General features: G+C 68.3%; 15 protein-coding genes. All 15 read left to right on the top strand.

What is annotated here, in order from left to right:
* Positions 1 to 5 precede the first annotated feature (5 nt).
* The 15 genes from metG (at position 6) to C3B61_RS16445 (ending at position 19,156) form a co-directional block, all read left to right on the top strand.
* A complete protein-coding gene (gene metG / locus C3B61_RS16515; RefSeq protein ID WP_103461612.1) occupies positions 6 to 1,568 on the top strand; it encodes a methionine--tRNA ligase in 1,563 nt (520 codons plus the stop codon).
* Complete coding sequence (locus C3B61_RS16510) at positions 1,561 to 2,517, top strand: TatD family hydrolase (protein WP_103461611.1); 957 nt, start codon at positions 1,561 to 1,563, stop codon at positions 2,515 to 2,517. Before metG ends, C3B61_RS16510 begins: the two co-directional genes overlap by 8 nt.
* Positions 2,514 to 3,392 (top strand): 16S rRNA (adenine(1518)-N(6)/adenine(1519)-N(6))-dimethyltransferase RsmA, encoded by an 879-nt coding sequence (rsmA, locus tag C3B61_RS16505; protein WP_103461610.1) that lies wholly within the window; start codon positions 2,514 to 2,516, stop codon positions 3,390 to 3,392. Before C3B61_RS16510 ends, rsmA begins: the two co-directional genes overlap by 4 nt.
* Before the next feature lie 9 nt (positions 3,393 to 3,401).
* On the top strand, positions 3,402 to 4,337 hold the full coding sequence (locus tag C3B61_RS16500; RefSeq protein WP_103461609.1) for a 4-(cytidine 5'-diphospho)-2-C-methyl-D-erythritol kinase: 936 nt from the start codon (positions 3,402 to 3,404) through the stop codon (positions 4,335 to 4,337).
* Between the two features lie 50 nt (positions 4,338 to 4,387).
* The gene (locus tag C3B61_RS16495; RefSeq protein WP_103461608.1) at positions 4,388 to 6,193 is read left to right on the top strand and encodes an ABC-F family ATP-binding cassette domain-containing protein; all 1,806 of its coding nucleotides are present in this window, start codon (positions 4,388 to 4,390) and stop codon (positions 6,191 to 6,193) included.
* Positions 6,194 to 6,461: 268 nt separating this feature from the next.
* Entirely contained in the window at positions 6,462 to 7,352 is an 891-nt protein-coding gene (locus C3B61_RS16490) for a MetQ/NlpA family ABC transporter substrate-binding protein (protein WP_425266426.1), read from the top strand.
* Positions 7,353 to 7,422: 70 nt separating this feature from the next.
* Complete coding sequence (locus tag C3B61_RS16485) at positions 7,423 to 8,463, top strand: methionine ABC transporter ATP-binding protein (protein WP_103461606.1); 1,041 nt, start codon at positions 7,423 to 7,425, stop codon at positions 8,461 to 8,463.
* Between the two features lie 2 nt (positions 8,464 to 8,465).
* Positions 8,466 to 9,125: a methionine ABC transporter permease gene (locus C3B61_RS16480; RefSeq protein WP_103461605.1), complete on the top strand. Its 660-nt coding sequence runs from the start codon at positions 8,466 to 8,468 to the stop codon at positions 9,123 to 9,125.
* Between the two features lie 168 nt (positions 9,126 to 9,293).
* Positions 9,294 to 9,848 (top strand): hypothetical protein, encoded by a 555-nt coding sequence (locus C3B61_RS19560; RefSeq protein ID WP_133160345.1) that lies wholly within the window; start codon positions 9,294 to 9,296, stop codon positions 9,846 to 9,848.
* Positions 9,845 to 10,663 carry a lysozyme family protein gene (locus C3B61_RS19780; RefSeq protein ID WP_165791205.1) on the top strand — a complete coding sequence of 273 codons (819 nt, stop codon included), beginning with the start codon at positions 9,845 to 9,847 and terminating at the stop codon, positions 10,661 to 10,663. Before C3B61_RS19560 ends, C3B61_RS19780 begins: the two co-directional genes overlap by 4 nt.
* Positions 10,660 to 12,462 (top strand): protein kinase domain-containing protein, encoded by a 1,803-nt coding sequence (locus C3B61_RS16465; protein ID WP_165791204.1) that lies wholly within the window; start codon positions 10,660 to 10,662, stop codon positions 12,460 to 12,462. Before C3B61_RS19780 ends, C3B61_RS16465 begins: the two co-directional genes overlap by 4 nt.
* Positions 12,463 to 12,625: 163 nt before the next feature.
* Entirely contained in the window at positions 12,626 to 13,666 is a 1,041-nt protein-coding gene (gene pstC / locus C3B61_RS16460; RefSeq protein ID WP_103461601.1) for a phosphate ABC transporter permease subunit PstC, read from the top strand.
* Between the two features lie 2 nt (positions 13,667 to 13,668).
* The gene (gene pstA, locus C3B61_RS16455) at positions 13,669 to 14,919 is read left to right on the top strand and encodes a phosphate ABC transporter permease PstA (protein ID WP_103461600.1); all 1,251 of its coding nucleotides are present in this window, start codon (positions 13,669 to 13,671) and stop codon (positions 14,917 to 14,919) included.
* Positions 14,916 to 16,556, top strand: a complete 1,641-nt coding sequence (gene pstS, locus C3B61_RS16450; RefSeq protein WP_244285972.1) for a phosphate ABC transporter substrate-binding protein PstS — start codon at positions 14,916 to 14,918, stop codon at positions 16,554 to 16,556. Before pstA ends, pstS begins: the two co-directional genes overlap by 4 nt.
* Entirely contained in the window at positions 16,553 to 19,156 is a 2,604-nt protein-coding gene (locus C3B61_RS16445; protein WP_133160344.1) for a hypothetical protein, read from the top strand. The genes pstS and C3B61_RS16445 overlap by 4 nt, the downstream gene beginning before the upstream one ends.
* Positions 19,157 to 19,226 lie beyond the last annotated feature (70 nt).

Here is a 19,226-nt window from a genome sequence, read left to right as displayed (position 1 = left end):
TGAGCATGTCCGACGGCTCATCTTTTTACATCACCACGCCTATTTTCTATGTGAATGATGTCCCGCACATCGGGCACGCCTACACGGAGGTGGCCGCGGATGTGCTTGCCCGCTGGCACCGCCAGCGGGGGGAGGACACCTGGCTGCTCACCGGCACTGACGAGCACGGCCAGAAGATCCTGCGCACCGCCACCGCCAACGGCGTCACCCCCAAGGAGTGGGCCGACCGGCTGGTCGAGACCGCGTGGAAGCCGCTGCTGAAGACCGTCGATATCCGAAACGACGATTTCATCCGCACCACCGACGTCCGCCACGAGGAGAACGCGCAGAAGTTCCTGCAGCACCTCTTCGACGCCGGCCACATCTACACTGGCGAGTACGAGGGCTTCTACTGTGTGGGCTGTGAGGAGTACAAGCAGCCCGGCGACCTCGTGGCCGGCGCCGGCGAATACACCGGCCAGCAGGTCTGCGCCATCCACTCCATCCCCGTCGAGCTGCTCCACGAGAAGAACTACTTCTTCCGGATGAGCACCTTCACCGACCAGCTGTTGGCCATGTACGAGGCCAACCCCACCTTCATCCAGCCCGAATCGGCCCGCAACGAGGTCATCTCCTTCGTCAAGCAGGGCCTGAGCGACCTGTCGATCTCGCGGTCCAGCTTCGACTGGGGCATCAAGGTGCCGTGGGACGACAGCCACGTCGTCTACGTCTGGTTCGACGCCCTGCTCAACTACATCACCGCCGCCGGCTACGGCCAGGACGATGAGAAGTTCAGCCGGCTCTGGCCCGCCACGCACATCGTCGGCAAGGACATCCTGCGCTTCCACGCCGTCATCTGGCCCGCCATGCTGCTGGCCGCCGGGCTGCCGGTGCCCACCCAGGTCTTCGGTCACGGCTGGTTGCTCGTCGGCGGCGAGAAGATGAGCAAGTCCAAGCTCACCGGCATCGCCCCGAACCAGATCACCGACGTCTTCGGCTCCGACACGTTCCGGTACTACTTCATGCGCGCCATCAGCTTCGGCCAGGACGGCTCGTTCTCGTGGGAGGACCTGTCCGCGCGTTACCAGTCCGAGCTCGCCAATGGCTTCGGCAACCTGGCATCCCGCGTCATCGCCATGGTCGTGCGCTACTGCGACGGCGAGATCCCGGCCGGCGGTACGCCGCGTGACGCGGATACCGCCATCCGCGACACCGAAATTCGGGTTACCAAGACCGCCGACGCGGCCATCGACAGGCTCGCCCTGCACGAGGCCCTCGCCGCGGTGTGGGAGCTCGTCGACGAGCTCAACGGGTACATCACCACCCAGGAACCGTGGGCGCTGGCCAAGAACCCTGACGACCGCGAACGCCTCGAAACCGTGCTGCACACCGTGGTCCGCGGCCTCGGCACCCTCGCCGTGCTGCTCTCCCCGGTGACCCCGCAGGCCACCGCGACGCTGTGGGCCGCCCTCGGCGGCACCGGCGACGTGCAGGACGCGCAGATCGACCGGGCCTGGGAATGGACCGGCGGCAGCCACGTCTCGCCGCTGGCCGCCCTGTTCCCGCGCATCGAGGCCGCTGTTGGCTAACGGTTCGGCCGACAGCACCCACATCCGCTCGCGCGAGGCCACCGCCGGCCGCGACCTGGTCTACCCGCCGGCGCCGGTGCCGCTGGTCGTTGGCGTCTACGACAACCACACCCACCTCGAAATCTCGGACGGCATCACGCCGCTCTCGGTGGCCGAACACCTCGACCTGGCCTCCAGCGTGGGCGTCCGCGGCGTCATCCAGGTGGGCACCGACGTGGCCACCTCCCGCTGGTCCGCCGAGATGGCGGCCCGTGAACCACGGATGCTCGCCGCCGTCGCCATCCACCCCAACGACACACCGGAGTTGGAGACGGCCGGAACCCTCGACGAAGCCCTCGCGGTGATCGACGAGCTCGCCGCCCGCCCCCGGGTGGTCGCCATCGGCGAAACCGGGCTGGACTTCTACCGCACCGGCCCCGACGGCCGGGCGGCCCAGTTCCGGTCTTTCGAGGCGCACATCGAGATCGCCAAACGACACGGTCTCGCCCTGCAGATCCATGACCGGGACGCCCACGACGAGGTCGTCGAGACCCTGCTGCGGGTGGGAGCCCCCGAGCGCACGGTCTTCCATTGCTTCTCCGGCGACGCCGAACTGGCCAGGCTGTGCGCCGACCATGGCTGGTACATGTCTTTCGCCGGACCGGTGAGCTTCAAAAACGCCGCCACGCTGCGGGAGGCACTCGACGTCGCCCCTCGCGCCCTGCTGCTGGTGGAAACCGACGCGCCCTACCTCACGCCCACCCCGCACCGCGGTCGTCCCAACGCGCCGTACCTGCTGCCGCACACCCTTCGCGCCATGGCAGAGCACCTGCAGACGGATGTCGCGGTGCTCGCCGCCCAGATCACCTCGAACACCGAACTCGTCTACGGCCGCTGGGACGCGGAACCCGTGGTGTTGACCGACACCCCCCGAGACCCCCGCATCAGCCCGGCCGGAGGCCTCGCATGACCGACTCTGCCCACAACTCAGCCAAAGAACCGACCGCGCCCACCCTGCTCGGGCCGGCCGAGATCCGCGACCTCGCCGAGATGCTCGGGGTGAACCCGACCAAGAAGCTCGGCCAGAACTTCGTCATCGACGGCAACACCGTGCGGCGGATCGTCAAGGTCGCCGCCGTGAAGCCCGGCGAAACCGTGGTGGAGGTGGGTCCGGGCCTGGGCTCGCTCACCCTGGGTATCCTCGAGGTGGGAGCCGCCGTCGTGGCCGTGGAGATCGACGACCGCCTCGCCGAGCAGCTGCCGCTGACCGTGCAGCTGATGCAGCCGGGCGCCGCGCTCACCGTCATCCGTGCCGACGCTCTGAAGATCGCCGAGCTGCCCGGCGACCCCACCCGCCTGGTGGCGAACCTGCCCTACAACGTGTCGGTGCCGGTGCTGCTGCACCTGCTCGAGCACTTCGCCTCCATCCGCGCCGGCGTGGTGATGGTGCAGGCCGAGGTGGGCGAGCGCCTCGCCGCCGCGCCGGGCTCGAAGATCTACGGCAGTCCCAGCGTCAAGGCCGCCTGGTACGGCCAGTTCCGCACCGCCGGCAAGGTGAGCCGGCAGGTCTTCTGGCCGGTCCCCAACGTCGATTCGATCCTCATCGCCTTCGAACGAAGTGCAGAGGAACTCGCATCCGAGGAACTGCGCCTGGCAACGTTTGCGCTGGTCGACGGCGCATTCCAGCAGCGCCGCAAGATGCTGCGCCAGTCGCTGTCCGGCGTGCTCGGCGACTCGGCCCAGGCGACGGAGGTGCTCAGCAAGGCGGGCATCGACCCCACCGAGCGCGGCGAGCAGCTCACCGTCCACGACTTCCTGGCGATCGCCCGGGCCTGGCTGGCCTAGGTTAGGAACATGACCAACACGGCGACCTCACCGGTTGTGCATGCGCGGGCACCGGGCAAAATCAATGTATTCCTCAAAGTGGGAGCCGTGATGGACGACGGCTACCACGATCTCGCCACGGCGTTCCAGGCCGTCTCCCTCTACGAAGACGTGCGTGCCTCGGCCTCCGACGACTTCAGCGTCGAGTTCACCGGCTCCATCGACACGTCGAATCTGAGCGTGGACGGCAGCAACCTGGCGATCAAGGCCGCCCGTGCGTTGGCCAGGGCCACCGGCTACACCGGCGGGGTGCACCTCGAAATCGACAAGAACGTGCCCATCGCCGGCGGCATGGGCGGCGGTTCTGCGGATGCCGCGGCCACGCTGCTCGCCTGCGACACGCTCTGGGGCACCGAGCTGAGCCGCGACGAGCTGCTGAAGATCGCGGCCACCCTCGGCGCGGATGTGCCGTTCGCGTTCACCGGCGGCACCGCCATCGGCACCGGCCGTGGTGACCAGCTCAGCCCCGCCCTGGCCAAGGGCACCTTCCACTGGGTGCTCGCCCTGGCCGAGTTCGGCATGTCGACACCCTCGGTCTACAACGAGCTCGACCGGCACCGCACCCGGCACGCCCAGGACATCTTCCCCGCCTCACAGCAGCCCACCGTGGATGCCGACGTGCTGCAGGCCCTGCGCGCGGGGGACCCGGCCATGCTCGCCGACACCATGCACAACGACCTGCAGGCCCCGGCGCTGCAGCTGGCGCCGGGTCTGGGCCGGGTGCTCGAGCTCGGCGAGGCCAACGGCGCGCTGGCCGGCATCCTCTCTGGGTCAGGTCCCACCGTGGCGTTCCTCGTGCCGGACCTGGACGCCGGCCTCGAACTGACGGTGGCGCTGAGCGCCGCCCGCCTGAACGTGGTGCGCGCCACCGGCCCCGTGCACGGCGCCCGAATCCTCACCTCCTAGCCCGCCCGCGCGGTACTGGCGCTCAGCTGCGGGGGATAGGCTCGAACCCTATGGCACATTTGCTCGGGGCCGAGTCCCTGCACCTTGAATTTCCCACCCGCGTCATCTTCGACAGCGTCACCGCCGGACTGAACGAGGGTGACCGCATTGGCATCGTCGGCCGTAACGGCGACGGCAAGTCCACCCTCCTGCGCCTGCTCGCCGGTCGTATGGAGCCCGATTCCGGCCGGGTGACCCGCCGACGCGGCGTCACCATCGGCGTCCTCGACCAGTCCGACGACCTCGTCAACGGCCAGACCGTGGGGCACACCATCGTCGGCGGCATCGACGAGCACGTCTGGGCGGGCGACTCGAAGGTGCGCGACGTGATCGCGGGCCTCGTGCGCGACATCCCCTGGGACACCCTCGTCGACGACCTCTCCGGTGGCCAGCGCCGCCGGGTGGCCCTCGCCCAGGTCCTCATCGGCGACCACGACGTGGTCTTCCTCGATGAGCCCACCAACCACCTCGACGTCGAAGGCATCGCCTGGCTGGCCGGCCACCTTAAAAACCGATGGGCCCAGAACTCCGGCGGCCTCGTGGTCGTCACCCACGACAGGTGGTTCCTCGACGAGGTCTGCAACATGACCTGGGAGGTGCACGACCGCCTGATCGAACCGTTCGAGGGTGGTTACGCCGCCTACATCCTGCAGCGCGTCGAACGCGACCGGATGAGCGCCGTGATGGAGGGCAAGCGCCAGAACCTGATGAAGAAGGAACTGGCCTGGCTCCGCCGCGGCGCTCCCGCCCGCACCGCCAAGCCCAAGTTCCGCATCGACGCCGCCAACGAACTGATCGAGAACGAGCCGCCGCCCCGCGACACCGTGTCGATGCAGTCGATGGCCATGCAGCGCCTCGGCAAGGACGTCGTCGACCTCGTCGATGTCTCCGTCACCTTCGGTGAGAAGACCGTGCTCAACAACATCACCTGGCTGATCGCGCCGGGTGAGCGCACCGGCATCCTCGGTGTCAACGGCGCCGGCAAGTCGACCCTGCTCAACCTCGTGGCCGGCACCCTCACGCCCGACAGCGGCAAGGTCAAGCGCGGCAAGACCATCAAGGTCGCCGTGCTCACCCAGCAGCTGTTCGAACTTGATGACATCCGCAATGACCGGGTCAGCGACGTCATCGCCCGCCAGCGCACCTCGTACATGGCCGGTGGCAAAGAGATCACGCCCGGCCAGATGCTCGAGCGGATGGGCTTCATGAGTGCGCAGCTCTCCACCCAGGTCAAGGACCTCTCCGGTGGCCAGAAGCGTCGCCTGCAGCTGCTGCTGATCGTGTTGGACGAGCCGAACGTGCTGATCCTCGACGAGCCCACCAACGACCTGGACACCGACATGCTCGCGGCCATGGAAGACCTGCTCGACTCCTTCCCCGGCACCCTGCTGGTGGTCTCGCACGACAGGTACCTGATCGAGCGCGTCACCGACAACCAGTACGCGGTCTCCGACGGCGGCTTCCACCACCTGCCCGGCGGTGTGGACCAGTACCTCGAGCTGCGCAAGCGCCAGGTCGCCGGCGGCTCCTTCACGGCAGATGCGGCGTCTCCGACGTCCGCCACCGCCAAGGGTTCCGGTAAGCCGGCGCTCGGCGGCGCCGAGCTGCGCAACGCCCAGAAGGAACTCGCGTCCATCGACCGCAAGGTCGCCAAGCAGCAGGCCAAGATCAAGGAACTCCACAACGCCCTCGCCGCGCACGACCAGAGCGACTACACGGGCCTGGGCACACTGCAGGCCGAGGTTGCCGCGGCCGAAGACGCCGTCGCCGGCTTCGAAACCCGGTGGGTCGAACTCTCGGTGCTGCTCGAAAAATAGGTCACCGCCCTCACCACCGGCACCCCCGGTTGCTCGACCCGCCGCCCAGCTCGCAGATTCTGTGACTGGGCGGCTTTCGTCGAAGTTCCTGTGACGTTTCGTGTCCGAGCGGCCCACGGCTCGACCGAGCTGCGGCTACCGTAGAAGAGTGCCACCCGACGCTGCGGCACAGAACCCCCACGCGATGACTCCGTGGTTGCGCTGTGCCTGTGAACGCATCGTCGTGCGCGGGCGCACACACAGCGAACGAAACGTGGAGAACATCAGAGTGAAGAACATCACAACGAAGAAGAGCATCCTGGCAGCCCTGGCGCTCGGCGCCAGCGTGACCCTGCTCGCCGGCTGCGCCGGTGGCGCCGGCGGCAACGACAAGACCGTGAAAATCGGTGTTGTCGGGGCCAGCGACCCATACTGGGCCGACTACACCGAGGCCGCCGCCGAAGAGGGCATCACCGTAGAGGTCGTCGACTTCGCCGACTACAACCAGCCCAACCCGGCGCTGACCAACGGGGACATCGATATGAACCAGTTCCAGCACCTGGTCTACCTGGCCGATTACAACGTCTCCAGCGGCGAAGACCTCACGCCCATCGGCGCGACGGCCATTTACCCGCTCGGCCTGTACTCCACCAAGGTCACCGACGTGGCCGACCTGGGCAAGGGCGACACCGTCGCCGTGCCCAACGACGCCAGCAACCTGGCCCGCGCGCTGCTCGTGCTGCAGAGCGCCGACCTGCTGACCCTCAAGGACGGCGGCACGATCTTCTCCACTCTCGACGACGTCGACACCGAGAAGTCCCTCGTCACCGTCACCGCGCTCGAGCCGTCCCTCACCGCGACGTCGCTGCCCGACGTGGATGCCGCGATCATCAACAACGACTTCGTGGAGAAGGCCGGCCTCAAGTTCGAGGACGCCCTCGTCAAGGACGATCCCTCCGACGAGTCCGCACTGCCCTACGTGAACGTGTTCGCCGTGCGCGCCGACGACAAGGACAACGAGACCTACGCCAAGCTCGTCGAGCTGTTCCAGACCACGACGACCGTCACCGACGGCCTGCTCGAGGTCTCCGGCAACTCCGCGGTCCTGGCCACCACGTCGCCCGCCGACCTGCAGGCCGCCCTGGCCACGGTCGAGAAGGACACCGCAGCACAGAAGTAGGCAGTCCCGGCCGGTCGCCCCTCCCCGTGAGGCGCGGCCGGCCTTTCCCCGTTCCAACCGAAGGATCTGCATGACCGTTTCAACCCCACTCGTCGAATTGCGCAACGTCAGCAAGGTGTACCCGGCCACCGTCAAGGGAGCCCCGGATGTGACGGCGATCGACGACGTGAGCATCAGCATCGACGCCGGCGACGTCTACGGCATCATCGGCTACTCGGGCGCCGGCAAGAGCACCTTGGTGCGCTTGGTGAATGTGCTCGAGCGGTCAACCGCGGGCCAGATCCTCATCGACGGTCGGGACGTCGCCCAGCTGCCCGAACGCGAACTGCGGCCGGTCCGGTTGGGTATCGGCATGATCTTCCAGCAGTTCAACCTGCTGAACTCCCGCACCGTGGCCCGCAATGTGGCGTATCCGCTCGAAGTGGCCGGTCGAGAGAAGGCCGAGCGCACCAAACGGGTCGCCGAGATGCTCGACTTCGTGGGACTGGCCGACAAGGCCGGCGCCTATCCCGACCAGCTCTCCGGCGGACAGAAGCAGCGGGTGGGCATCGCCCGTGCCCTCGCCTCGTCGCCCGCGCTGCTGCTGGCCGATGAGGCCACCAGCGCCCTCGACCCCGAGACCACCCACGAGGTCCTCGAACTGCTCAAGCGGGTCAACCGCGAGTTCGGCGTCACCATCATCGTCATCACCCACGAGATGGATGTCATCCAGACGCTGGCCACCAAGGTTGCCGTCATGGACCAGGGTCGCATCATCGAACGCGGCGACGTGTTCGACGTGTTCTCGAACCCGCAGCAGGCCGCATCCGCTCGTTTCGTCTCAACGGTGGTGAAGGGGCTGCCGTCCAAGCCCGAGCTGGAGGTGCTCCGCGCCAGGCACACCGGCCGCATCGTGACCCTCGCGTTCCGCAGCGACACCGTCGACCAGACCCAGGTGTTCGGCGAACTGTCCCGCGACGGTATCGCCTTCCAGGTCGTGTACGGCGGCATCAACGAAATCCAGGGGCGCCCGTTCGGGCACCTCACCCTCGCGCTGACCGGCGACGACACGACCATCGACGCCGCACTCGACAGGGTGCGCGCGCTCACGACAGTCACCGAGGTGCGCTGACCATGGACGGACTCATCGATCTTCTGCCCCAGCTGTGGGTAGCCGCGTGGGAGACCCTGTACATCGTGGGCCTCACCCTGCTCCTGGGCGGGTTCGGCGGCCTGCTAGTGGGCCTCGGCCTCTACCTCACCCGGGCGGGCAGCATCCTGTCCAATCGGGCGGTGTTCGGCGTCCTCAACGTTCTGGTCAACACCATCAGGCCCATCCCGTTCATCATCTTCCTTGCCGCCGTGCAACCGCTCACCCGCGCCGTTGTGGGCACCGGGATCGGCAACAACGCGATGATCTTCACGATCGCCCTCGCGGCCATGTTCGCGATGGCCCGCATCGTGGAGCAGAACCTGCTCACCGTGACGCCCGGCGTGATCGAAGCGGCCCGCAGCGTGGGCGCGGGCCCCGTGCGGATCATCTTCACGGTGCTGCTGCCTGAGGCTCTGGGCCCGCTGATCTTGGGCTACACGTTCATCTTCGTCGCGCTCGTGGACATGTCAGCGGTAGCCGGCTACGTCGGCGGCGGCGGACTGGGTGCGTTCGCGTTGCTCTACGGCTGGCGCCAGTTCGACCCCGTCGTCACCTGGGCCGCGGTGCTATTGATCGTCATCTTCGTGCAGGTTGTGCAGTTCCTCGGCAACCGACTGGCCCGCAAGGCGCTGCGCCGATAGCACAGCGTTCGGTCAGGGAGCGTACACCGCTCGTTCAGTCAACTGACCGGCTACGGTCACCTCGCCCCACGAATGTTCTCGCTGAGGCCGGCCACGTCAGCGTTGTCATCACCGACACCCGTTGGGTTTGTCCTCGTACCGAGTCAATCCAGGGTTTCGAGGAGCAGCGTGTCAACGAGCGCCAGCGTGATCTTTTGCGCCTTCAGCTCGGCCGCTGACCCCCGATTGCAGGGTTGGCTGTCGTTTAGGGAACACTTGCAATCGGGCGAGGTCGGGCTTGCCCGCATCGTGCCGGTTCCACGCCGCGGCGGCGCGCGCGGCACGTCAGCCACCGACGGGTCCTGGTCGGCACACTCCGGGATCTGGCGTCTCCTCGCGTCGAACAGCCGGGAGTTGGGGCGCAGTTCCTCGGTGTATTCGTCCTTCGCCACGGCTCGGGCGCACGTGCTCGCGTTGCAGCTTGGGGTCGACCGGATGGCCATGCGCGCCGTGACCGGGCCGGTATCCGGAACCCACGGCTGGGTTGTCACCGTCGACAACGTCGCCGTGATGACGAGTGGACGGTGGTACGGAACGACGTCGGCCAGCCGGGATGCCTGCGCGGGCGCCCTGGCCGCCTTGCGCAGCGCGGTGGTGACGGCCGATCCTCGGCGCATGGTCGAGCCCGGAGCCCGCCGTTCCCGCCGGCCCCGTGGCGACGCCGAACTGGCCGGCGTCTGGTGAGCGCCCGCGAGCGTTGGGCCGACTGGGTACCCCTCGGCCTGTTCCTGGTCCTGACGGCCTGGCTGGTCGGGGGAGCCCTGCTGCAATCGGTGGGAGGGCCAGGGGAGTACAGGACGGCCTGGTCGAGCAGTGCGGGCGAGTCGAGCAGTGCCGCTGCGCCGGCAGTGTTGCTGCCTGCCCCGGCGCCAACGGCATCCGTCAGCCAGTCAGGGAACGTGGCCGTCGGCACTTCCGTCCTGGTCGGAGTCCCCGCTGCCGGCCTGGTGTCGGCGGACTGGGCCAGGGCGGCGGCATCGGCCACCGGCATCCCGCACAGAGCTCTGCTCGGGTACGCGGGCGCAGCACTGCGGCTGGCTAGCGAACAGCCCGGCTGTCGCCTGGGCTGGACTACCCTCGCGGCGCTGGGATCGATCGAATCCGACCACGGCAGCCACGACGGCTCAGCGATCGGCGCCGACGGCGTCGCGGCGCCGGGGATCTACGGGCCGCTGCTGGATGGGTCCGAATACGACGTCTTCGTCGACACCGACGCCGGCCGCTGGGACGGCAATACCGAGTTCGACCGTGCCGTCGGCCCGCTCCAATTCATCCCGGCCACCTGGGACCGGTGGGGTGCGGACGGCAATGGCGACGGAACCGCCGACCCCCAACAGATCGACGACGCCGCGCTGGCGACCGGCCGGTACCTCTGCGACACGGGCGACCTCTCGGCCGCGACGGCCTGGCGGGCGGCCGTCTACTCGTACAACCACGTCGAGAGCTACGTCGATTCCGTCGCCGTGGCGGCGAACGGCTACGCAGCGCGGATGCCGTGAACCGGCTGTCCGGCCCGGTCGCCGGCCTGATCTCCGAGCGCTACCGGCTGGGTGCGCTGCTCGGCACGGGTGGATCCGCGTCGGTTTTCGCCGCCGTCGACACCCGTTCCGGCGAAACCATCGCGCTCAAGATCCTGCATCCGGTGTTGTCCAGCTCCCCGAGGCTCCGGGAGGCGTTTTTCCGGGAGGCCCGTGCGGCGGCCGGGGTCCGGCACCCGAACATCGTGGCCGTCCTCGACGTGGGTGTGCACGACGATGCCGCCGAGCCGCTCGCCTGGATCGCCCTGGATCTCGCCCCGGGCGAGAGCCTCGCCGAGCACGTCGGCCGCACCGGCCCGCTTCCGGTCCCGGATGCCCTCACGGTCGCTCTCGCAGTGCTGCAGGCGCTGGCCGCCGCCCACGCCGCCGGGCTGATCCACCGCGACGTGTCACCGGCGAACATCATGATCGCCCCCGGCGGCGACGGCCGACTCGATATAGCTGGCGTCCGACTGCTCGACTTCGGCCTGGCGGATGCGGCCGGCCGGGCGGCGGTCGGGTCGGACGTGCTGGGCAGCGAACCGGCAGACGGCCACGATCCGGATGCCGATGAGGACCGGCCCGTCGGCGTGCTGGGCAGTGTCAACTACCTCTCACCCGAGCAGGCCGCCGGTGTTCCCGTCGACGAGCGCGGTGACCTCTACCAGCTGGGCGGGGTGTTGTACTTCGCGCTGACCGGGGAGGCGCCCTATGTCCGCGACACCGTGGCCGCAGTGATGCGCGCCCACGCGCTCGCACCGCCACCGGTTCCGTCGGTGGCACGGGCCGGCATCCCTCGGGGCGTCGACCGGATCGTGGTGCGGGCGCTGCTCAAGCACCGGGAGGACAGGTTCACCTCCGCGGCTGAGATGCGGAACGCCATTCTGGCCCTGACGCCGCCCGCGCCGGCCGATACCGGTATCGGCGACGACCGCACTCGCCGGTTCGACCGCCTGGTTGACGGGCTGCCACACGCCGTCACCGACCCCGGCCCCACCACCGTGCTGCCGCGCACCGCGCAACGTCCGCCGGGTGGGGCGACGGCCGGGTCGGCCACAGGTTCGGCGGCCGGATCGCCCTCCGTGCCTCGGCCCGGACGCCAGCGGCCGGGCGGAGGGCGGGCGGCCGGCTGGGTCGCCTTGGTGCTCGTTGCGGGGGTGATCGCGGCCGGCTGGGTGGCGGCCGCCGGTGGCTCTGCCCGGTCGTTCGTGGCCGTGAGCAGCACGCCATCGGCGACCGCTGCGGAGGTCAGCACCGACATGTCGACGGCACCCCCAGCACCGGTCGAGGCCCCATCCCCATCGGTCCAGGTGCCCGAGCTCACCATCATGCCGCTCGGCGAGGCCCGCGCTGCCCTCGAGGCCGCAGGTCTCCGTCTGGGCAGCCTGACACCGGCGGATTCGGTGCGGACCGGCGACACCGTTCTCGCCCTTGAGCCGGGGCCAGGATCGTGGCTGAACGCGGGGGACACCGTCGACCTGGTGGTGGCGTCCGGCTCGAACAGCGTTCCCGCCACCGTCGGGCTTGCCTCGGCTGAGGCTGTGGCCGCCCTGCAGAACGCGGGATTCGTCGCTGTCGTCGAGACCCGCATCGACGGGGCTACGGTGCCTGGCACGGTGCTCGCGAGCCATCCGGACCCGGCAGCGGTGCTGCGCCTCGGAACGAGCGTGACGATCACCGTGGCCGCCGCGGCCCCGGTCCATCCGACGGCCACGCCGTCGTCGTCGCCGGGCCCGAGCACCACGCCCACGAACAGCGCACCGCCGGCTCCGTCGCCCTGAGCGTCGACCGGCGCCAAGTCAACACACCGTGTCCATGGCTCGGTAGCGAAACCGACTCCGCGAATTCACCCGGCAACCCAAACATATGTTTCGGACGTGCGGCCGCTTACCCGGCCCGCACGGCCCTGCCCCGTTCCCCCCCCTGTCGCTCCCGAGGACACCCATGCCACGCACGATCAATGCTTCTCTGTCTACGCGCCCCGCGCCGGACACCGAAGCGTTCCCCTTCGAGAAGGAACGTCGGCGCACGCTGGTGTCCCGGCCGTCGGTGTCGGACTCCGTGTTCCGTTCGGTGGCGTTCGCCGCCGGTGGTATCACCGTCGCGATCATGCTCGCCGTGGGGGTCTTCCTCTCGATCCGGGCCTCTGACGCCCTCGGCGTCGCGGGCTTCTCGTTCCTCACCGAACAGGAATGGTCACCGGAGTCCCAGTCCTTCGGCATCGCCTCTGTGCTCTTCGGCACCATCACGATCGCCCTCATCGCCATGTGTGTCGCGGTGCCGCTCGCGCTGGGCACCGCGCTGCTCATCTCCGAGGTCGCCCAGGGCCGCTTGCGGTCCACCCTGGTCACCCTCGTCGACCTGATGGCCGCCGTGCCGAGCGTGGTCTTCGGGCTCTGGGGAGTGTTCTTCCTGCAAGCCAACGTCATCCCGGTGGCCAGCTGGATCTCGACCTACTTCGGCTGGATCCCGTTCTTCAGGGTCTCGGATGCGTCCGGCGATGCCCTCACCGACGCCAGCGCTTTCACCTCCTCGGCGTTCATCGCCGGCATCGTTGTCGGGCTGATGGTGGTGCCCACCCAGACTTCGGTCATGCGCGAGGCCTTCTCCCAGGCCCCGATCGGGGAACGCGAGGCGGCGTTCGCCCTCGGGTCGACCCGCTGGGGCATGATCCAGGCCGTCGTCCTTCCCTTTGGACGCGGCGGAATTATCGGCGGCACCATGCTCGGCCTCGGCCGGGCCCTGGGCGAGACCATCGCCGTCTACATGATCATCTCGCCGATCTTCACCATCAACTGGCAGCTGCTCAAGACCGGTAGCAATTCGGTGTCGGCGCTTATCGCCCTGCGCTACGGCGAATCGAGCGCCTTCGGCCTCTCCGCGCTGATGGCGGCCGGTCTGGTGCTGTTCCTGCTGACCCTGGTCATCAACTTCACGGCCTCCTCCATTGTGGCCAGGTCCCGCTCAGGGGCAGAGAGCGACTGACCATGACACTGACAGAGACCACCCTCACGCCGGCTGCGCGCAGCACCCACATCCCGTCACCCGACGGAATCGCGATCGGTCCACGCCGCCGGGTGCGCTCGGCGCGGGTGGGCGACCGCTTCAACGTGTTGGGCGCCGCCGCCGCGGCCATGGCCCTGGCCACCCTGATCTTTGGTTGGGTCACGCCGCTGTCCGGCGGCATCGGATGGACGATTGTCGCCTTCCTCTCCTTCATCGGCTTCTACGCGCTGCTGGTGAGCTTCACGGCTGACTTCCAGGAGGTGAAGGACCGGGTGATGGCCGTGTTGCTCTCCAGCGCCGGTGTAGTGCTCTTCGGCGCCCTGGTCTTCGTCGTGGCCTTCACCCTGGTGCGCGGGCAGGAGGCGCTGCCCCACCTCAACTTCTTCACCGAGAGCATGGAGATGGCTGGGCCCCTCGACGGACTCGACGTCGGTGGCATCCTGCACGCCATCGTCGGCACCCTGATGCAGATCGGCATGGCGCTGATCATCACGGTTCCGCTGGGCATCCTCACCGCGCTCTTCCTCAACGAGGTCGGCGGCCGGTTCGCCCGGTTCGTGCGCACGATTTCGGATGCCATGACCGCGCTGCCCTCGATCGTGGCCGGCCTCTTCGTCTACTCGGCGATCATCGTACTGATCACCCACCAGCGGTCGGGTTTCGCCGCAGCGATGGCGATCACGGTGATGATGCTGCCCATCGTCATCCGGGCCTCCGACATCGTGCTGCGCCTGGTGGCCGGCAACCTGCGCGAGGCCGCATATGCCCTGGGCTCAACCCGGTGGCGCACCATCTGGCACGTAGTGCTGCCCACTGCCCGGCCAGGGCTGGCCACGGCCGTGATCCTGGGCACCGCACGGGGGATCGGTGAGACCAGCCCGGTCCTGCTCACCAGCGGCGTGACTGCGGTCGTCAACCTCAATCCGTTCGAGGGCCCGATGATCTCGCTGTCGCTTCAGGTGTTCGACTTCGTCAAGTCACCTGAGCCCAACATGATCGCCCGCGGCTTCGGGGCGGCGGCGGTGCTGATCCTGCTGGTGCTCGCCCTGTTCGCCATCGCCAGGCTGATCGGTGGGCGCGGCCCGGGCGACCTGTCGCGCCGCCAGCAGCAGCGGGTGGTGGCGGCCTCGTTGCGTGACCTGCAGCGCATCACGATCCGGGGCGACCTCCGCCATCCGCACCAGCCTGCCCCGCTCCCGCCTGCCCCAAAGAAGAAGGAGTCGTCCTCGTGACGCCGAAAACCCGGTGGATTCGTGCAATCCACGCCCTGTTCGCACTCAGCGCCGTCGTGATCGTTAGCCTGACCGGCGCCCTGCCGGCGCAGGCTGTCAGCTACGACCCGATCTCGGGCAGCGGCTCGACCTGGTCGCAGAACGCCCTCGACCAGTGGCGCACCAACGTGGCGTCGAACTACGGGATGACCGTGAACTACAACGGCGGCGGTTCTTCGACCGGTCGCAGTGACTTCATCGCCGGCGTCGTCCACTTCGCCGTGAGCGAGGTCCCCTTCCAGCTCGCCCCGGAAAACGGTACGGCACCAGAAGTACCTACCAGGGGATACGCGTACATGCCCATCGTGGCTGGAGGCACCTCCTTCATGTACAACCTCAAGATCAACGGGGTGCGAGTATCCAACCTGCGGCTGAGCGGCGAGGTCGTCACCAAGATCTTCACCGGCGTCATCACCAACTGGAACGACCCGGCCATCCAGGCTGACAACCCCGGCCTGGCCATGCCAGACAAGGGCATCGTGCCGGTTGTCCGCTCCGACGGCTCCGGCTCCACCGCCCAGTTCACCCTCTGGATGTCCAAGCAGCACCCCGACCTTTGGAACGCATTCTGTACCTCGGTCAACCGTCCAACACCCTGCGGGCTGACCTCCCAGTACCCCACCTTCGGCAATGCCAAGGCCCAGAGCCTGTCCTCAGGGGTGGCCGGCTACGTTAGCCAGGACTACGGCGAAGGCGCCATCACCTACGTCGAGTACTCGTACGCCCTCGAGTCCGGCTTTCCCGTGGCCAAGGTGCTCAACCAGGCCGGCTACTACGTCGAGCCCACGGCCTCTTCGGTGGCCGTTGCCCTGACGACAGCCCAAATCGACCAGACCCCCGGTCCGAACTACCTCACCCAGATCCTGGACGGGGTGTACAACAGCGCCGACGCAAGAACCTACCCGCTGTCGAGCTACTCGTACATGATCGTTCCCACTGAGGTCGGCGGGGTCTTCACGGCCGGCAAGGGTTTCACCCTCGGCGCATTCGCGAATTACATGCTCTGCGAGGGCCAGCAGCAGGCCGCCGATTTGGGCTACTCGCCGCTTCCCATGAACCTGGTGCTGGCCGGATTCGACCAGATCAAGCGCATCCCGGGGGCGGACACGACGGGTGTGGACATCAATAAGTGCAACAACCCCACATTTAAACCCGGGGATTCACCGTCGAGCAACCAGCTCGCCCTCACGGCTGCTCAACCGCAGGACTGCGACAAGGTGGGTCCCAATCAGTGCACCACCGGGACCGCCGGCGCCCCGGCGGAGACCCCGGTCTCCGGCTCGGGAACCGGGGGTAGCGCCACCGGTGGAACCACGGAGACCGCCGCCGCGGCGGCCGCGGCGACCGGCGGCGCTGCCGCCTCGACGGGTACCGCGGCAGTGTACGACGCAAACGGGGCCCTGATCTCCGGCGGGGCAGCCGGGTCGACCCTGGCCGGTGCTGCCGTGGCGACGCCCTTCGCGCTGGCCGACGAAGGCTGGGGGATACAGCAATCCTTGATGCTCCTGGCCGCGACCTTCCTGGTGGCGGCGGCAGTGCTGCCGCCGGTCTTCTGGCGACGCCTGGCTCCGCGCGGTGGCAGGGACGGCCTCAAATGAGCCGCCATGCAACGGTGAAAACCTCGCTCTGGACCCGGGCGGGTGCCGGCGGCATCGTCGTGGGCCTTCTGGTCGGCGTCGGCGTTGCCGCGCTCACCTCACTGGCCCCTATCCCCGCCGTGGCCGACAACTCAAGTGCCGTCACCGTGACCGCCGCTGACTACGAGCTCGACCCGGCCGGGGCACCGTTTCCCGATCTCTCGGTGACGGTCTCCAAAACCACCGACCTCGTGTCCGAGGGCATCCTGGTGAGCTGGACCGGCGGCAAGAAGTCTGTGCGGCCACAGGGCAACGTCGGCGGCGAGAACTTCCTGCAGATCGCGCAGTGCTGGGGCGATGATCCGGATCATCCAGGGCACCCTGACCGCACGACCTGCCAGTACGGTGCTTTCCCGAATGCCGGCCGCGACTCCAACGTCGAGGCGAACGTCGAGGTCGATCCCAACGAACCCGACACCGGCCTGGCGCCGAACATCGCTCCAGAGGACGAGCAGTACACGTCCGCGGGCTCCGGATTCGCGAACCCGCCATACACCTCCATACCGTTCACCTCCCTCAACGGCGGCACCGTTGCCTCCGTGGTGCCCAATGCGGAGGGCGTCCTCGTGCACGACACGGGCGTCGACGTCAACAGCAATGAGTTCTTCACCCAGTACACCTCTAACGAGGTGAAGTGGGCCGGTTCCGACGACACCGGCGCCGGCTCGATCAAGTTCGAGGTACAGACAACCATGCAGTCTCCCGGTCTCGGCTGTGGCCAGCCCGTCGTAGTTGCCGGCCAGGACACCACCGGCAGGTCCTGCTGGCTGGTCGTCATCCCCCGGGGAACGGGTGACTCCGGCGTGAGCCAGATCATCCGGCCCGGCCTGTTCTGGGATGCCTGGCAACACCATGTCGCCGTGAAGCTTCATTTCAAGCCCGTCGGCGTGCGCTGCGAGATCGGCAGCGCCGAATCCCAGCTCGGCGGCAGTGAACTCATCGCCGGAGCTATCTCCTCCTGGCAGCCGAATCTCTGCGCGGGCACGACAGGGTCGGCGTTCGTGCTGAGCACCGGCAACGAATCCGACGTCCTGGCCAAAGCCGCCGGTACAGTCCCCAGTCCGCTCGCTTTCACCTCGTTTCCCGCCAGCACCACCACAGCGGACCCCCTGCAATACGCCCCGGTCGGGATGTCCGGCGTCACCGTCTCCTTCGCGATCGACCGGCGGGTGAAGCCCATCGGCGGCATCGACCAGGACTACATCGACCGGGAAACGCAGGCATTCACATCTGTCAATCTCACCCCGCGCCTGATCGCGAAGCTGCTCACCGCGTCCTACGTATCGGCACTGCCTCCGGGAGCCGACCTCACCCACATCAACTACGTCGATTTCGAACACCCCGGAGACAACGCGCGCAACATCACCACCGATCCCGACTTCCTCGAGATCAACGACCCTGAATGGGCCGCCCAGGACCTCAACAGCGTCTCGCTGTCTGATGCCCTGAGCCCGTCGGGCCGCTCCGACCTCGCCACCCAGCTGTGGCGCTATGTGATGGCGGATGCCGACGCCGTGGCCTTCCTGGACGGCACCCCCGACGAGTGGGGCATGATCGTGAACCCCTGGTACTCCACCAATGCCGCGATCAACCCCACTGGAGCGGCGTTCGCACTGCCCCGTGACAACTTCCCCAAGGCCGACCCCGTCGAGACGGAAGCGACGGAGGGTTCGAACTACGTGGGGCCGGTGAACCTGGTCACCTGGCGGCCGTACACCTCCGACTTCGAGAACGGCGCCTATCTCACCCTGCGCGGCGACGGGCTGCAGCTCGGCGGCTGGGACTCCACGAGCACCCCGCCGAAGTACCTCAAGAGTACCCGAGCCCTGGTCGGCGAGCAGGGCGTCATCGGACTCAGCACGGCCGCGGCCGCGTCGCGCTACCAGAACGTCACGGCCTCCCTGCTCAATCCGGCCGGCGCATACGTGTCGCCCGATTCCGACTCGATGCTCGCCGCAGCCGCGGCAATGACGCCAACGGCGCAACAGCCCAAGGTGCTGGAATTCGACCCGGCCTCCAGCGCGACCCGGGCCGCCCTCACGGCGTATCCGCTGACGATGCCGGTCTATGCCGCGCTCAATCCCCTGCAGACCGACGCCACGCAGCGCGCCAAGTTCGCAAACCTGATCCGCTACGCGGCCACGACGGGCCAGGAGCCCGGCACCGAACTCGGCCAGCTGCCGGCCGGGTACGCCCCCATGCCGCAGAGCTGGATCGACCAGGCGCTGGTCGCGGCCACGGCCATCGAGCAGGGCATCAGCCCCACTGCGAAACCGCCTGCCACCTCCGCACCCGTTGCGGCGACAGTTCCGGTGACCCCCACCCGCGCGGCGGTGACGGCAAGCGGATCCGGCGCCGTCGCCACGGCAGCAGTAACTGTCGCTGCAGCCACCGCACCCACGGCGACCGGCGCTGCGGCCGGTCCACTCCTCGGAGCGGCGACACCTGACGACCCCATGGTTGGACCGGTGGCCCTCGCCGTACCGGCCGGGCTGCTCTCGGGCCTCGCGGCCGCCGGGGCGGTCCCGATGATCTCGCGCATCAGAAGAAAACAGCTCTGATGCGCCATAGCTTGACGGTTCCGCCCAAGGCATTGACCACGGGAGAGCACGTCGGGACAAGCGGGTCCGT

This window comes from Cryobacterium zongtaii (genome assembly GCF_002909375.1).
GTDB lineage: Bacteria > Actinomycetota > Actinomycetes > Actinomycetales > Microbacteriaceae > Cryobacterium > Cryobacterium zongtaii.
Note: the sequence above shows the minus strand (reverse complement) of the source record. Positions and strands in the feature narration are given on the sequence as shown.

Coding starts and splice junctions, on each gene's coding strand:
- rsmA (WP_103461610.1), top strand. CDS start 2,514: ATGACCGACTCTGCCCACAACTCAGCCAAAGAACCGACCGCGCCCACC.
- C3B61_RS16485 (WP_103461606.1), top strand. CDS start 7,423: ATGACCGTTTCAACCCCACTCGTCGAATTGCGCAACGTCAGCAAGGTG.
- C3B61_RS16495 (WP_103461608.1), top strand. CDS start 4,388: ATGGCACATTTGCTCGGGGCCGAGTCCCTGCACCTTGAATTTCCCACC.
- C3B61_RS16480 (WP_103461605.1), top strand. CDS start 8,466: ATGGACGGACTCATCGATCTTCTGCCCCAGCTGTGGGTAGCCGCGTGG.
- metG (WP_103461612.1), top strand. CDS start 6: ATGTCCGACGGCTCATCTTTTTACATCACCACGCCTATTTTCTATGTG.
- pstA (WP_103461600.1), top strand. CDS start 13,669: ATGACACTGACAGAGACCACCCTCACGCCGGCTGCGCGCAGCACCCAC.
- pstC (WP_103461601.1), top strand. CDS start 12,626: ATGCCACGCACGATCAATGCTTCTCTGTCTACGCGCCCCGCGCCGGAC.
- C3B61_RS16445 (WP_133160344.1), top strand. CDS start 16,553: ATGAGCCGCCATGCAACGGTGAAAACCTCGCTCTGGACCCGGGCGGGT.
- C3B61_RS16500 (WP_103461609.1), top strand. CDS start 3,402: ATGACCAACACGGCGACCTCACCGGTTGTGCATGCGCGGGCACCGGGC.